Source organism: Reinekea blandensis MED297, assembly GCF_000153185.1.
In the GTDB taxonomy this organism is placed as follows: Bacteria; Pseudomonadota; Gammaproteobacteria; order Pseudomonadales; family Natronospirillaceae; genus Reinekea; species Reinekea blandensis.
Genome location: NZ_CH724152.1, coordinates 533,915 through 548,247 on the forward strand (window position 1 = coordinate 533,915; position 14,333 = coordinate 548,247).

9 protein-coding genes are annotated in these 14,333 nt (G+C 53.0%); 6 read left to right on the plus strand and 3 right to left on the minus strand.

Features of this window, described 5'->3' with window-relative positions; translation table 11 throughout:
- The first annotated feature begins 10 nt into the window (after positions 1–10).
- Together MED297_RS14060 and MED297_RS14065 are read left to right on the plus strand one after the other, a co-directional pair.
- The gene (locus MED297_RS14060; protein ID WP_008046024.1) at positions 11–1,159 is read left to right on the plus strand and encodes an acyl-CoA dehydrogenase family protein; all 1,149 of its coding nucleotides are present in this window, start codon (positions 11–13) and stop codon (positions 1,157–1,159) included.
- Positions 1,156–2,172 carry a CaiB/BaiF CoA transferase family protein gene (locus MED297_RS14065; RefSeq protein WP_008046025.1) on the plus strand — a complete coding sequence of 339 codons (1,017 nt, stop codon included), beginning with the start codon at positions 1,156–1,158 and terminating at the stop codon, positions 2,170–2,172. Before MED297_RS14060 ends, MED297_RS14065 begins: the two co-directional genes overlap by 4 nt.
- Here MED297_RS14065 and MED297_RS14070 read toward each other — a convergent pair.
- The 3 genes from MED297_RS14070 to MED297_RS14080 all read right to left on the minus strand — a co-directional run bounded on the left by MED297_RS14070 (position 2,169) and on the right by MED297_RS14080 (position 5,473).
- Positions 2,169–3,284: an HD-GYP domain-containing protein gene (locus MED297_RS14070; protein WP_008046026.1), complete on the minus strand. Its 1,116-nt coding sequence runs from the start codon at positions 3,282–3,284 to the stop codon at positions 2,169–2,171. The genes MED297_RS14065 and MED297_RS14070 overlap by 4 nt on opposite strands.
- A 160-nt stretch (positions 3,285–3,444) precedes the next feature.
- Positions 3,445–4,392, minus strand: coding sequence for a GGDEF domain-containing protein (locus tag MED297_RS14075; protein WP_008046027.1), 948 nt, complete (start codon positions 4,390–4,392; stop codon positions 3,445–3,447).
- Positions 4,393–4,594: 202 nt separating this feature from the next.
- On the minus strand, positions 4,595–5,473 hold the full coding sequence (locus MED297_RS14080; RefSeq protein WP_008046028.1) for a DUF4382 domain-containing protein: 879 nt from the start codon (positions 5,471–5,473) through the stop codon (positions 4,595–4,597).
- A 319-nt stretch (positions 5,474–5,792) separates the two neighbouring features.
- Here MED297_RS14080 and MED297_RS14085 point away from each other — a divergent pair, with 319 nt between their 5' ends.
- The 4 genes from MED297_RS14085 (at position 5,793) to MED297_RS21930 (ending at position 14,089) form a co-directional block, all read left to right on the plus strand.
- Positions 5,793–7,229, plus strand: a complete 1,437-nt coding sequence (locus tag MED297_RS14085) for a glycoside hydrolase family 32 protein (RefSeq protein ID WP_008046039.1) — start codon at positions 5,793–5,795, stop codon at positions 7,227–7,229.
- 80 nt (positions 7,230–7,309) lie between these two features.
- Positions 7,310–8,176, plus strand: coding sequence for a PA4780 family RIO1-like protein kinase (locus MED297_RS14090; RefSeq protein ID WP_040557411.1), 867 nt, complete (start codon positions 7,310–7,312; stop codon positions 8,174–8,176).
- Positions 8,177–8,369: 193 nt separating this feature from the next.
- Positions 8,370–10,406, plus strand: coding sequence for a methyl-accepting chemotaxis protein (locus MED297_RS14095; protein ID WP_008046041.1), 2,037 nt, complete (start codon positions 8,370–8,372; stop codon positions 10,404–10,406).
- A gap of 380 nt (positions 10,407–10,786) precedes the next feature.
- On the plus strand, positions 10,787–14,089 hold the full coding sequence (locus MED297_RS21930; protein ID WP_154650952.1) for a di-heme oxidoredictase family protein: 3,303 nt from the start codon (positions 10,787–10,789) through the stop codon (positions 14,087–14,089).
- The last annotated feature ends 244 nt before the right edge of the window (positions 14,090–14,333 follow it).

The window sequence follows — 14,333 nt, forward strand, 5'->3', positions numbered from 1 at the left end:
AGAGGCAACAATGAAAGCACGCAGTGTTTACGACAGCTATCACGACATGTTCCGAACCGATGTACGTAAGTTTCTTGAGACCGAAGCCATTCCGCATCTGGAGGCCTGGGAAGCTCAGGGTCATGTCGATCGCAGCATCTGGGAAAAAGCCGGTGAGTTAGGGTTTTTGTGTCCGACCATGCCCGAAGAACTTGGCGGCGTCGGTGGTGATTTTCGTTTTAATTCGGTCATCGATGAAGAAATTTATCGTGCCGGTCTCACCGGTATTGGCTTCGGCTTACACTCGGATATCGCGGCACCTTACATTTTGCATTACGGTTCAGAAACCCAAAAAGAAACCTACCTGCCGGCCATGGCGCGCGGCGAAAAAATCGCCGCCATTGCTATGACCGAGCCGGGTACCGGCTCGGATTTGCAAGGCATCAAAACCAATGCCGTGTTGAAAAACGGTCGTTGGATTCTCAACGGCAGTAAGACGTTCATCACCAATGGCTATATGGCCGACGTGGTGATCGTGGTGGCAAAAACCGATCCGGAAGCCGGCTCGAAAGGCTTCAGTCTGTTCCTGGTCGACGCCGATACCGCTGGTTTCGAGAAGGGGCAGCCGCTGAAAAAGGTCGGCATGAAAGCGCAGGATACCTGCGAACTGTTCTTTAACGACTGCTCACTCGACGAGACACAGTTGCTCGGGGAACGCGGACAGGGGTTGCGGTATTTGATGCAGGAACTGCCACAGGAGCGGCTCAGCGTTGCCGTCGGTGCTGTGGCCCATGCGCGCAGCCTGGTCGATCAGACGCTGGCGTACGCGAAAGAACGCAATGCCTTTGGTAAGCCCATTGCTGCGTTTCAGAACACACAGTTCAAACTGGCCGAACTCGACAGCGAAGTCACCATGATGCAGGTGTTCATTGACCAGTGCCTGGCGTGGCATGTCGAAGGTGAGTTGGATGCCGTCATGGCCGCCAAAGCTAAGTATCTGTCGACCGATCTGCAATGCAAGGTCGCCGACGAGTGTGTTCAGCTACACGGTGGCTATGGCTACATGTGGGAGTATCCGGTCGCCCGAGGTTGGGCCGACGCGCGGGTGCAACGCATCTATGCCGGCACCAACGAAATCATGAAACTGATCATCAGTCGTGACCTGCTGGAACGGTCATGAAACCTCTTACTGGCTATACGTTGCTGGACTTCAGTCCGTTGTTGCCCGGACCGTGGGCCAGTGAACAACTGCGGCAACTGGGGATGCGGGTGATTCGTATTGAATCGCCCAGGCATCCTGATCTGTTGCGAACCTACCCCAATGCGTTTCGTGATATTAACGCCGACAAGGAGACCTGGGTGCTGGATTTGAAAGCGCCCGGTGCGGTCGATGAAGTTAAAGCGCGATTGCCCGATATCGATGTGATTTTGGAAGCATTCCGGCCCGGTGTCATGTCGCGCCTCGGATTAGGCTATGACCAATTGATAGCCGACTTTCCTGAACTGGTGTATTGCTCATTGACCGGTTATGGACAATCGGGCCCGCTGGCGAACACCGCCGGCCACGATCTGAATTTTCAGGCACTGGCCGGATTACTCAGTTATCAGGGTGGTACCGAACCTGTGCCAACCTCGGTTCAGGTCGCGGATATCGCCGGTGGCAGTTACCCGGCTATGGTCGGTATTCTGTCGGCTTTGCTGGCGCGCGAGCGCACCGGGCAAGGTCAGTATATTGATATCAGCATGGCTGATGGCGCGCTTGCTCTGAACGCCATGGCGGCCAGTGAAACGCTCGGCGGACAGGCGCCGCCGCAAGCCCGAGCCGGGGTGCTGAACGGCGGTGGTTTTTATGGCTGTTATCGCTGCCGTGATGGCCGGTATCTGGCCTTTGGTGGGCTGGAACCGAAGTTTTTTAGCGTCTTGTGCGAAGGCTTGGAACGCCCTGATTGGGTAAGCCGGTTTGCCGATTTTTCCCCGGCCACACAACAGGCGTTGCGTGAAGATTTACAGGCCCTCTTTGTAACGCGTGACCGTGCGGATTGGTTGCGTCGCTTGCCCGAGGATTGCTGTTTATCGCCGGTGCTCGATTTACGACAGGCGTTAAGTCATCCTCAGTTTGTGGCGCGTGGTGCAATAACCGACAGCGGTAAAGTGTCAGTGCCGGTACAGTTTCGTGAACGTCCGTCGTCCTAATCGGCTAACGTCGTGACGAGGTTTTCGATTTCGGTACGGTGAGACGTTAACGCGGCGACACAGTCAGGGTCGAGCTTACCGGCGTCCACCAGTGCGTCGAGTTCTTTCAGTGCGTCTTCAACCGGCCACGGGTCTTTGTAGGGTCGCCGGCTGGTCAGCGCATCGAAGATATCGGCGACGGTAATGATGCGACCGACAATCGAAATCTCATCGCCTTTGAGCCCGGCCGGATACCCTGAGCCGTCGAGCATCTCATGATGGTGCGCCACAATGTCGAGCATCAGTTGCGAATCGTTCAGGCTTTGCAGTTGATAATCGCTGAGCACTTTTTGGATGATCGATACCCCCTTATCGACATGCGTTTCGATTTCTTTGCGTTCATCCGGGTCAAGGTGACCGGGTTTTAACAGAATGCTATCGGGCACGCCAATTTTGCCAATGTCATGCAGTGGCGCAAACAGGAAAATATGTTCGATGGTCTCATCGCTCAGATGGTATTTTTCTTTAATGTGCCGCGCGATCAGACGGGAAAGATACGCCATTCGGTCCAGGTGCCGACCGGTCTCGAAATCCCGTAGGTGGGCAAAGTCCCGCGCAGCCTTAGCCGTCGCGAGCAGTGATCGGACCGCTGCGATCTCTGACGTGACCAACATGATGACCAGATTCCCCAGCAACAATAAATCCCGCTGCACTCGGTCGGTAAACGCACTTTCAGTGCAGGAGTCAAAAAAGAGGAAACCGACAAAGTTGCCAGCGGCGTACATCGGAATGGTAAATGAGGATTGATAGTCCTGATCGAGAAGCCAGTCTGAATGTTCGACACCGTGACCAACACTCTCCGCAATACGGTCAATGACCCGGGTCTCCCTGCGTTCGAACAATTTTTTTAACGACTGGCTTTTCGACAGCTTATATTCATAGCCCTCGATGGCCTGACCTTTCTTGGTACTGTTGACGAAGGTTTTCAGTAAATCGGTTTTCTCGTCGTAGATGGCACAGGCAATGCGGTCAACGACAGGAACTTTTTCAATGATGCTGTTATGCAGGCTCTCTAACCGAGTCGTCAGGGAGTCTTCGTTCGCGAGGATGTTCAGAAGTTCGTTATCAGGCATTGGGCACGCTCACTTTGTGTGTGACCTTTGCGGTCGACGAATCGACCACTTCCTGAGGCAGTCTAGCTAAAACTGTCGATTCTACCCAAAATGAATAAGGTGCCCGTTGTTTTGGTGACCAATGGCCGGTGTTTGAGAGAGAGTCGTCCGGCCGCAGCGCTTATTTGGACGGCGATTTTGGCAGGGTACCATCAAACAGAACAACGCAGTTGCGACCGCGGGATTTGGCGCGATACAAGGCAATATCCGCTTCTTTGTAAAGCTGCTCAAACCCAGTTGCATTTGTTCGGGTCGTGACGCCAAACGACAAACGCAGCACGACCGGCTGATTTTCAATAAGAAAGGGAGACGACTCGACCGCTAAACGGATGCGATCACAGACGTCCACGGCCGATTCCTGCTCTGTTTCACGCAGAAAGATGGCAAACTCATCACCACCAATGCGCCCTAACGTGTCGTAGGGGCGAAGATGCGATGACACCACATCGGCCACATGAATCAGTGCCTGATCGCCAACCTGATGACCGTAACGATCGTTAATGGGTTTGAATAAATCGAGGTCGAGCAGGGCAAAGGAAGCGGGTGTTTCATAGCGTCGGCAGCGATCGAGTTCCCGTTCAACGGTTTGAATAAACCCACGCCGGTTGGCCACATGCGTCAGCTCATCGGTTTGCGCGATTTCACTTAAAGTTTCGACAGAGCTCTCTAACTGTTGCAACGACAGTTTCAGTTTAGTGATGTCCTTCATCTGAACCATCAGTTCATTGGCATCGTTCAACTGTTCCGAGATCAGAAACCATCGACCATCGTACAAATCGACTTCAAAATGCCGGAACTGACGAGTGCGCCGCACAGTTCGGGTATACGCTAAAAAGGGGCCAACGTCGGGGCTGTCAATTTTGGTGCCGATGCGATGCGCATGGCAATGTCGGATCAGCGCATCAAAGGTAATGCCGAGCAGGTCTTTAATGGGTGTCCGGTATAAGTCCGCAAAGGCGGGGTTGCAGTAGATGAGCTGATCTTCACTGGAATAGACGGCATACCCATCCCGACTGTCGTGGATAAAGTCATACAGCAGCACTGACTCGGAGCGTGAGACATCGGGCATAGAGTTTTCGTGTTGAGTGTTGGCCTGAACGGAGTGTAGTGCACTTTTCTGCGAGATGAACGTAAAAACAGTGTACGAACGTAAGGAAATGGCCAAATGGTCGGGCGATGGGGAAGCATCAGATCTTCTGGTGCGGCTTCTCCCCGTAAAAAAGCCAGCGGTCTGACGACGGCTGGCTTTGATTTGTTGTGAGTCGAACAGATCAGTCGACGGTCACTTCGGCGTTAGCAATCGATTTAAACATCAGATCGTCGTCGGCTTCTAAATCTTCAAGGTCGGCATTACACGTCAGTGCAACCGTATAATCACCGACGGTCAACGGTGCGGTTTCATATTGATAGCGGCCGTCGGACTCTTGGTAAACGACCGGCGTCGTGGTCACCGCTTGCGCGCCTTCGGAACCGTAATCGTCTGGCGTGACATTTTCGCCTTCAAATACATAGATTACGTTGTGCGTGAGCGGATCATTGTCTGAGCAGTTGGTGGTCAGCAGACTCGTGTCAGCAATGACTCCGCTGAGCGTTCCGGCTTCGGTGTTGTCGACTATTCGCAGGACGGGCTTCAGTGCGTAACCGTTATTGGTTTCGGCGTTGCCGCGCAGAACTATTGATTGGCGGACATCAAAGTCGATGGTGTAACTGGCGCTGCCGTTGGCGGGCACGACGATGTCGGAGTTCAGTTTCAGACCGGTCTGGGCGCCACTGGGAATGGTCAGCTCATACTGACCGCTCGTTTCATCCAGCACGATGTATTGGTCCAGCTCACCATCATCGTCGGTATGCAGGTTCAGCCGGACCTTGTAGCGGCCAGCGGCGACTTCTTCGTCCTGAAACAGGTCGAATGTTTCACCCGACTGCAAGGTTAACAGATCGATTTTCTCCGGTGTTTCCAGGTCGTAATCGACCCAGCCACCGTCTTCAAAGTTCAGTGACACACCTTTCACGGTGACAACCACTTCCAGCGCTTCGTCAACCGGAGCATCGGTCAGTTTGAGCGACAGTGAACCGGTTTCACCATCGTCGATCAGATTACACCCGGCCAGGGCGGCGGTGCAGGACAAGGCAAGTAACGTCTTTTTCATAGCTCTCTCCAGCTGTTGTGCATGACTGCGGCTTGCAGCCTGGGGGCTTCAAGCCGGCCCCGAAAAACTGTGACCAAGTATAGTCGCCTGAAATGACCGCGCAGCGAACTGAACCCCGTTCAAAAGCAGCGTTGGGTTTTCAGCGAGACGGCGTTCTCACTGTGAAAATTCATGGCGCTCAGAGTGTGAAACGGTTGGCAGGTTGGCACATCCATGCACATGGTGGATAAAGGTGTTGTGGAATGGCCATGGCGTGGATGAAGGACGCGTTGATAAGCGTTAGGCTGTTCACCATCGTCCTCACTGATGGAGCTGATGCATGAGCCAGCATGACCGTTACCGCCCTCAGGTGCATTTCACCCCGCCGGCCAACTGGATGAACGACCCCAATGGCTGCCTGGTTCACAATGGCGTTTATCACCTCTTTTACCAGTATCACCCGGGCAGTCTGCAATGGGGGCCGATGCACTGGGGCCATGCCACCAGTACCGATCTTTTGCACTGGACTCATCAGCCGGTGGCGCTGTACCCGGATCCGCAACTGGGGATGGCATTTTCCGGGTCGGCGATCAATGACCGGGAAAACGTCAGTGGCCTGTTCGATGACGAACACGGCCTATTGGCGTTTTATACCGCGCATCGGGACTCCCCGGATGGGCAGGATGCCTTGCAGCAACAGTGCCTGGCTGTCAGTTACGATCAGGGACAGACCTGGATTCCTTATGAAGGCAATCCGGTTGTGCCGAACCCCGGTGTTAAAGATTTTCGCGACCCGAAAGTGTTTTTTCACACGCCCAGTCAGCATTGGGTAATGGTGGTGGTCGCCGGGCAGCAGGTGCACTTCTATCGATCCGGTAACCTTCGTGATTGGCAGTTCAGTGGGACCTTCGGTAAATATCAGGGGCACGACTCGGTGGTTTGGGAATGTCCGGATCTGCTTGAGTTATCTGATGAACAGGGCAACCGACACTGGGTGCTCTTTGTCAGTGGCGTCACTCCGGCCGATGAGCCGTTTCCGCCGATGCAGTATTTTGTTGGTCATTTCGATGGCCATACCTTTACCGAAACCCAACCGCATTCTGATGTGAATCGTGTGGATGCCGGTGCCGACTTTTATGCCGCACAATCGTTTCACGGGACCGTTGATCACGATGGCCGGTCGATATGGATTGCCTGGGCTAATCACTGGACCTATGCCAACGATACGCCGGCGGATTCCTGGCGTGGCCTGATGTCGTTACCTCGTGAACTGTCCCTGGTCACCCGCCACGGTCAGTTGTGTCTGCGCCAGCAGGTGGTTCGGGAGTTTACCGCACGACTGACAGAGGCTGTCCGGCACGTCGGCTCGGGCAGATGGATGCTGCCAGTACCAAACAACGCTCAATGGTTTCAACTGAGCATTCCCGCCACGACGCGAAACACCATTCAGTTTGTGCTCAATAACATCGATGGCGACCGATTGTGTTTGCAATGGCAGCCTGAACTGAAAACCCTCACACTCGATCGGACCGGCATTGCCAGTTCAGCGTTTCATGAGCGGTTTAACCAACCCTGTCAAGTGGATCTGAGTACCGCCATGACTGACGAGATCGGCTTGGAGGTCTGCTTGATTGTCGATCGGTGCAGTGCAGAGGTGTTCGCGTTGAATGGGCAGGTGGCGATGACCTGTCAGCTGTTCCCCGAACAACCTTTTGACCGCGCAGAGTTGATTGCGGATGACAACGTCTTTGTTGATCAGGCACACCTAAAGGATTAAATCTGCATGGCCGTGAGTTGTACTTTTTTGGCTCTGCGTCTATGGTGGCGAACAGTTCCCCACAGGCAGTAGAACAATCCGTGAAAGTTCCGCAACGTTTACAACCTCTGGTCGATGATGGCCTGATCAGTGAAGTGCTGTCCCGTCTGATGAGCGGCAAAGAGGCTGACATCTACATCGTTCGCTGCGGCGATACCATTCGCTGCGCGAAGGTCTATAAAGACGCCGTGAAGCGGAGTTTTAAAAAGGCGGCCGAATATCAGGAAGGTCGCTCGGTGCGCAGCGGGCGTCGTGCCCGGGCTATGTCCAAACGCTCATCTTACGGTCGCCAACAGCAAGAAGAAATCTGGCAGAACGCGGAAGTATCGGCCTTGTCCCGGCTGGCCAATGCGGGTGTCCGGGTACCGGAAACCTACGGCTGTGTCGACGGCGTCCTGTTGATGGAACTGGTCACCGATGATGACGGCGATGTCGCACCGCGCCTTGACGATGTCCTTCTGACCGAAGAACAGGCCGTGGAAGATCACGCGCTGATGATGCACTACATCAAACTGATGCTCTGTGAGGGCATAGTGCACGGTGACTTGTCTGAGTTTAACGTGCTGCTGGATGCCTATGGGCCGGTCATCATCGACTTGCCACAAGCCGTCGATGCCGCGGCCAATAATAACGCTCAGAAAATGTTTACGCGCGACGTCAACAAGATCACTCAATACTACGCAACCTTTGCGCCTCACCTCGCCAACACCGACTATGCACGCGAAATGTGGGCCCTGTTTGCCGAGGGTGAGCTGACCCCGGACAGCGACATTACCGGCATTTATTACAGTGAAGAAAGCGAAGCGGACGTCGATTCGGTACTTGAAGAAATCAAAGCCGTGATCGCCGAAAATGAAGAAGAGCAAGCTCGGATTCGAGGGGTGACGGGTGAAGATGAACCGGATTGATGACCGGCTGGTTTATTAACCGTTGACTGAAGAATCCGATAGCTATTCGGCCCACACTTAGTAATCGTCCGTCACGCCCTCAACCGCCGATACGGCCACCACATTGGCAAAGACCGGAATCTCAACTAACTTGAATTTGTAATCACTCACCAGGAAGTCCCGGTGTCGGAAATTTCCCAGACGAGACCTGATTATGAATTTTCTCAATGTAATGTCCATCAGGGCCAAAGTGCTGACCGGCTTTGGTTTACTGACCGTATTAATGCTTGTTGTTGGTTTGCTCGGGTTGTCGAGCCTATCCAGGCTTTCACAAAACCTGGCATTCATTACTGGCCCGGCCTGGGATACCGCCGATGGGGCGATGGAAGGGTCCATCGGTATTAAAGGCGAAATGCTCGCGGTTCAGGCCATTTTGGACGGAGAAGATCTCGACACACAGCTCGCGGTTTTTGCACAGAACAAAGCCATTGCCGATGAAGCCATGCAGCGTCTGGTTGATGCGGGTTTGGTGAATGCGACACAGACCAATGAAGTTTTAAGCGCTATTGAAACTTATCAGCTCAGTTATGAATCTCTTCTTGGAGATTTTCGTCAGTTCACCGAGACAAAAACGGAGTTCGACGCGGTAACCGCACGCTTTGTAGAACTCGGTGAAGCCATGGAAGAAATTGGTGATGGTGCCGTGGAAACGCTGGAAGCAAACCCGGATCGGTTTTATCGCTGGTCGGGTGATCTGGACAGTCGTTGGGCCGCAGCCGATGGTGGTATGGAGTCGAACATTGGCCTTTTGTGGGGCCTGTATCACTTAAATGACCTGTTGGCTCAACAGGGCGATAAAACCGCGATAAAAGCCGAAATTGACGAGGCACTGCGGTTTCAGAAAGAAGCCTCAAACGAAATGCTTGAAACGGGTCTGTTCGATCAGAATGCCGGACCGGATTGGAACAGCCAGAGCTATCGCCAAGCTTACGAGACAACCTTCGCGGAATACGAACAGCTGTTGATGCAGTTGATCCTTCAAACGGAAGCTTTTCACCAGACTCAAAATGTATATGAACAGTCCGCCGAAACCTTGTTGGACTTATTGGAAAGTTTTGAGGAGACCGGCGATGCAGCGGTCGAAGGGCAGGTTGATGCCATTACCGATATCGTTTCCGGTACACGAACTCTGGTCATTACCTGTATCGTCGTCGGACTAGTGTTGGCCCTAGTGTGTTCGTTAATCCTGTTGCGTGCCATCCTGGGTCCGATCCGGTCGGTGACGTATCGCATCAATGACATTGCAACCGGGGATGGTGATCTGACTGAGCGTTTGAGCGTTCAAAGCCGGGATGAAGTCGGTGAAATGGCTCAAGGCTTTAACCGGTTTGTCGAGAACATCCAGAAGATTGTCCTCGAAGTTGCCGCAGTGTCGACTAACTTATCTCAATTGACGCGAGACCTGACAAAAGCGACCACCTCGGCTACTGAAAACGTAAAAGACCAACGAATGCAGACCGATCAGATTGCAGCAGCTTTCAATGAACTATCGGTGACCGCGCGGGATGTGGCTGATAACACCGGTGCGGCCTCCATTGCTACGAAAGACGCCAACACTCAGGGCAAAAATGCTCAAGCCTCGGTCAAAAAAGCCATCACCAGTATTAATCATCTTGACAGCACCTTGAAAACGACCCGTACCGAAATGGGGAATCTGGAGCAGGACGTCACCAGTATTGTAAATGTGCTGTCCGTCATTCAGGGCATTGCTGAGCAAACGAATCTGTTGGCATTAAATGCCGCGATTGAAGCGGCTCGTGCCGGCGAACAGGGACGCGGCTTCGCGGTGGTCGCCGATGAGGTGCGCGCACTGGCCAGCAAAACCAAAGACAGCACCGAAGAAATCCGCACCACCATCGAACGATTGCAAACCGGGTCTAAAAAAGCCGTCAGCGCCGTTGAGGAATCCGGTGAGCGTGGGCGTGAGAATGTTGAGATCAGTGAACAGGTTTCACAAGCGTTGGACAGCATTGCCACCCAACTGACACTGATTAACGATATGAACAGCCAGATAGCCAGCGCCTCGGAAGAGCAGACAAAAGTGTCGGAAGAGATGAATGCTAATGTACAGAGCATTGTCGATCTGGCCCAAAAAGCAGAGGAGGGAATACAGCATTCGCAGTCAATGACCGATCAGGTTTCTGAACAGGCTGAGTCGCTGGTGCGGTTGATCGCTCGATTTAAAGTGTGACTATTTCGGCTAAAGAAATGAATCCGCGAAAAATCGGTCACTATGTTTCGCGGAACTTACCTCGTCTTTTTTGCAGGCTTCAACCATAAGGCCGAGTTAGAGCCTCTCCCTTCAGTGTTCATTTTGAATCATACATCCATCAAATAATGCGAGTTTAAATGTGTGATGTAAGCGCTTTCATTTAGGGTTGATTTACTCTACGGTTTTCGATGGCTGCCGACGCTCTGCAACGGGATAGGCAAACTTAAAGCGAACCCATCGCAATTAAAAAAAACAGGGAACCGCACTCAAAAAGATATCAGTGTTGTGGATAGTTATGACTGTTCGTCATTTTTTCGACTGCGAGTTGAACTGTGGGGCTAATAGAGAGTAAACAACCCATGAAAACCGTATTATTTTTACTAAGGCTGGTAAACGCCTCGTTCTTTTTTAAACGAACGCGCGTTAGTGCAGCAGGGATGATGTTGGCAACCTTGATTGTCAGTGCCTGTGGCGTTGAGAGCCAGGAAACCACCGCGACAAAAAATCTGTTGAATGCCGATTTTGGGGTGACTCAAACGACGACAGACACCCTTACCTTTTACGTCAGTTCCACTGATTGGGCCGATGTGCATTATCGAATTAATGGCTCCGGTCAGGAAAATCACCGTATGCAACAGGTGAACGGCAGGAATGAACACGTGCTCGATGGTTTAACGGCGGGCGACGTCATTGATTATGCCTTTACCTATAACCGTCCAAACGGTGCAACCAGCACCGACTTTTTTCAATTTATGGTTTCTGGCGACTCCGACAGCGACGGCGTTTTAGATGCACATGACCGGTGCCCAGGGACCTCTGCAGGAACGTCCGTTGATGCGAATGGATGTGCCGTCGATATGTCCTTTGACGTTGATGGTAAAACCCGAATTGAAGCCGAAGACTATCATCGCTTTTCAGATACCACGCCAAACAATATTCCCGGACATTATCGGCAAGACGCGGTGGATATTGAAATAACCACAGACACAGATGGCGGCTATAACGTCGCGTATACCCAACCGGGAGAATGGTTGGCGTTCGATTTGACCTTTCGAGGAGGCGACTATCAGTTGTCGACACGTGTGGCATCGGCCATTGGTGGTGGCGAATATCAATGGGTGCTTGATGGTGCCGTGATTGGTTCTGGTGAGGTTGGCAACACCGGTGGTTGGCAATCGTTTGAGAGTCAATCTCTGCCTTCAATCCATATTAGCGAAGGCCCCCACACGCTCAAACTGGTCATGAAGGCGGGTGAGTTCAACATTAACTGGTTTGAGTTTGAACCAACGACCGACTGTCAGGACCCGAGCTGTTTGGACGGCGATCAGGATGGTGTGACAGACGACGTTGATCAGTGCCCTGATACCGAGGCCGGTGCGATGGTTGATGCAACGGGTTGTGAAATCAAAACGCCTGAACAAGAGGTGTCCATCAGTCACGGTCGTTTGGTCGGCGGCAGCCACAGCGCGTTCCCGGGCTTCACCCTGTACATGTTCGATAATGACCCGGTTGATGTATCAACCTGTTATGAAAGCTGCGCTGACACGTGGCCGCCAGTGCTGGTTACTGATGGAACCGCCTCCGGTGTAAACGGGTTGTCATTGGTCGATCGCCAGGACGGAACCTTTCAAGCGGCCTATGAAGGGAAACCGCTTTACTTCTATCAACACGACAGCGCACCCGGCCAGGCAAATGGTGAGGGCGTTGGGGATCTTTGGTGGACAGTCTCAGTCGAGTCTGACTTGGGCGACATTGTACCGCTCTATGATGTCAGTACGCCTTTAGAAGCGGAAATTACATTTGACCGGGGCGATGCGCTGGTGACTCGCATTGCCGACCGCGGTCGTGATCGTCACGCCAAAGAAAACCACTTTCAGGCTTATGATCATTTTTTAACGTTCTACTGGGAGCAACGAACGATTTCCATTGAAATTATCGATTACGTTGCCAAAGGCGGTGACTCAATCCGCATGAACGTGAAAGCCCTGACCAAGCTGGACGACCTCCAAGCCGAAAACCGATGGTGGTACACCGGTGTGAACACGCTTGCCGAGTATTGTGGTAATGGCGTAATGGCGACCAATGATAATCGCAACTACTGGAAAGAAGAGTCCTGGAACTGCCGGGAAAATCGCCCCATTCAAGTCGGGGATAAACTTGAGTTTGAAATCAGCCAGTTCCTCGACGAGCGCGAACTCACTCGCGGACGATCAAATTATTACGGTACAACGTTCTTGTACATTGTCGGTCAGGGTCTCGTACCGTGGGACGTTACCGACAAAGACATATTCCAAGGCGGCAAACGATTCCAGCGAGATTCGATCCCGGTGCCGGAGTCGGCCCGCATGGGAGGCGATACCACTTTGCATGTGCAAATGACGGCAGAACCGGATGGGCATTTTCAGCAGATGGCCACCAACTTATCTTACGATAATGGACAAGCCTGGGTGCTGGGGCGACGCGTGCACCATACCTCGATGGTCGATGGGTCACACGATGAATCCGCTGAAAACGGCACCTTCGACGAACTGATTGGCCTGAGCGGACCGAACTATATCAGCGATCGTTGCACAACCTGTCATGAGCGCAATGGTCGTGCGGTTCCAGCAGCGCTTGGAGAGCCCCTTGAAAAGTGGGTCTTTAAAGTGGCCGATGACAATGGCAATCCCCATGCGGATTTAGGCCGTGTCTTGCAGCCAAAAGCGAATGGCACCGAGAGTTCAGAAGGCACGCCCTCTCTTGCATCCTGGACCGTTGTCGATGGTCTGCGCACACCTAACTATCGCTTTAGTTCCGTGACACCTGAGCGGTTCTCCGCTCGGATTGCACCGCAGTTGAATGGTCTGGGGTTATTAGAAGCCATACCGGAATCGGCCATTTTAGCTCTGGCGGATGAAAACGACGCCAATGGTGACGGCATTTCCGGACGGGCGGCAAAAGTGGTTGATCCCGAAACGGGTGACGTTCGTTTGGGTCGTTTCGGCTACAAAGCGGCAACCAGCAGTGTTAAACATCAGACGGCCGCGGCTCTGAATACCGACATGGGCGTGATGACCTCGATCATGCCGTCACCGGACTGTGGCGCGAATCAATCAAACTGCGGCCCTCAGGGTGCAGAGCTTAACGATGACCATCTCAATAATCTCGTTAAATATGTGTCGTTGCTCGGTGTACGTCCCCAACGGGATTACAACGATCCCGAGGTGATTCGTGGTCAGCAGATCTTTAATGACACCGGCTGCAGTGGCTGCCATGTCGAGTCATTCCAGACAAGCCCTTTCCATCCGCTCGCGGAACTTCGTGACCAAACCATTCGGCCCTACACCGATCTGCTGTTGCACGACATGGGACCTGGGCTGGCCGACAACCTGGGCGAAGGTACGGCAAGCGGGTCCGAATGGAGAACGGCACCGCTCTGGGGAGTTGGGCTATCCGCTTGTGTGACCGGTGGGGTTGAAGGTCCGCGCGGCTGGGATGCCTTTGGCTTGGATGGTTACGAAACCTGTGTTCCCGAGCATGGCTATTTGCATGACGGTCGTGCTCGAACACTCGACGAAGCCATCCGCTGGCATGGCGGTGAAGGCGAAGCTTCCAAAAACAACTACGAAGCGCTGAATGCCGCGGACAAAAACGCGTTGATTCAGTTTATTGAGTCGTTGTAGTGGACTTTTTTTAAAACCGATCGTCAAACGAAGTCGCCTGTCTTTTAAAATAAGGCAGGCGATCTTTTAGGTTCTGGTGATCTCATCACTTAGAACCTGGCCGGTGCCTCAGAAATGCCTGCCGGGTTCATTACCCGCCGCTGATGACCGTTTGACTGGGCGGATCACCCCGCATTTCCTGCGTTGAGTCAAGGACATTTGTGCTCCATCAAAAAAACTGAACCATAACGTGAACTTCTTTTGC

Excerpts from the sequence above, each read along its gene's own strand:
- MED297_RS14060 (WP_008046024.1), top strand. The coding sequence starts at position 11 with ATGAAAGCACGCAGTGTTTACGACAGCTATCACGACATGTTCCGAACC.
- MED297_RS14065 (WP_008046025.1), top strand. The coding sequence starts at position 1,156 with ATGAAACCTCTTACTGGCTATACGTTGCTGGACTTCAGTCCGTTGTTG.
- MED297_RS14070 (WP_008046026.1), bottom strand. The coding sequence starts at position 3,284 with ATGCCTGATAACGAACTTCTGAACATCCTCGCGAACGAAGACTCCCTG.
- MED297_RS14075 (WP_008046027.1), bottom strand. The coding sequence starts at position 4,392 with ATGCCCGATGTCTCACGCTCCGAGTCAGTGCTGCTGTATGACTTTATC.
- MED297_RS14080 (WP_008046028.1), bottom strand. The coding sequence starts at position 5,473 with ATGAAAAAGACGTTACTTGCCTTGTCCTGCACCGCCGCCCTGGCCGGG.
- MED297_RS14085 (WP_008046039.1), top strand. The coding sequence starts at position 5,793 with ATGAGCCAGCATGACCGTTACCGCCCTCAGGTGCATTTCACCCCGCCG.
- MED297_RS14095 (WP_008046041.1), top strand. The coding sequence starts at position 8,370 with ATGAATTTTCTCAATGTAATGTCCATCAGGGCCAAAGTGCTGACCGGC.
- MED297_RS21930 (WP_154650952.1), top strand. The coding sequence starts at position 10,787 with ATGAAAACCGTATTATTTTTACTAAGGCTGGTAAACGCCTCGTTCTTT.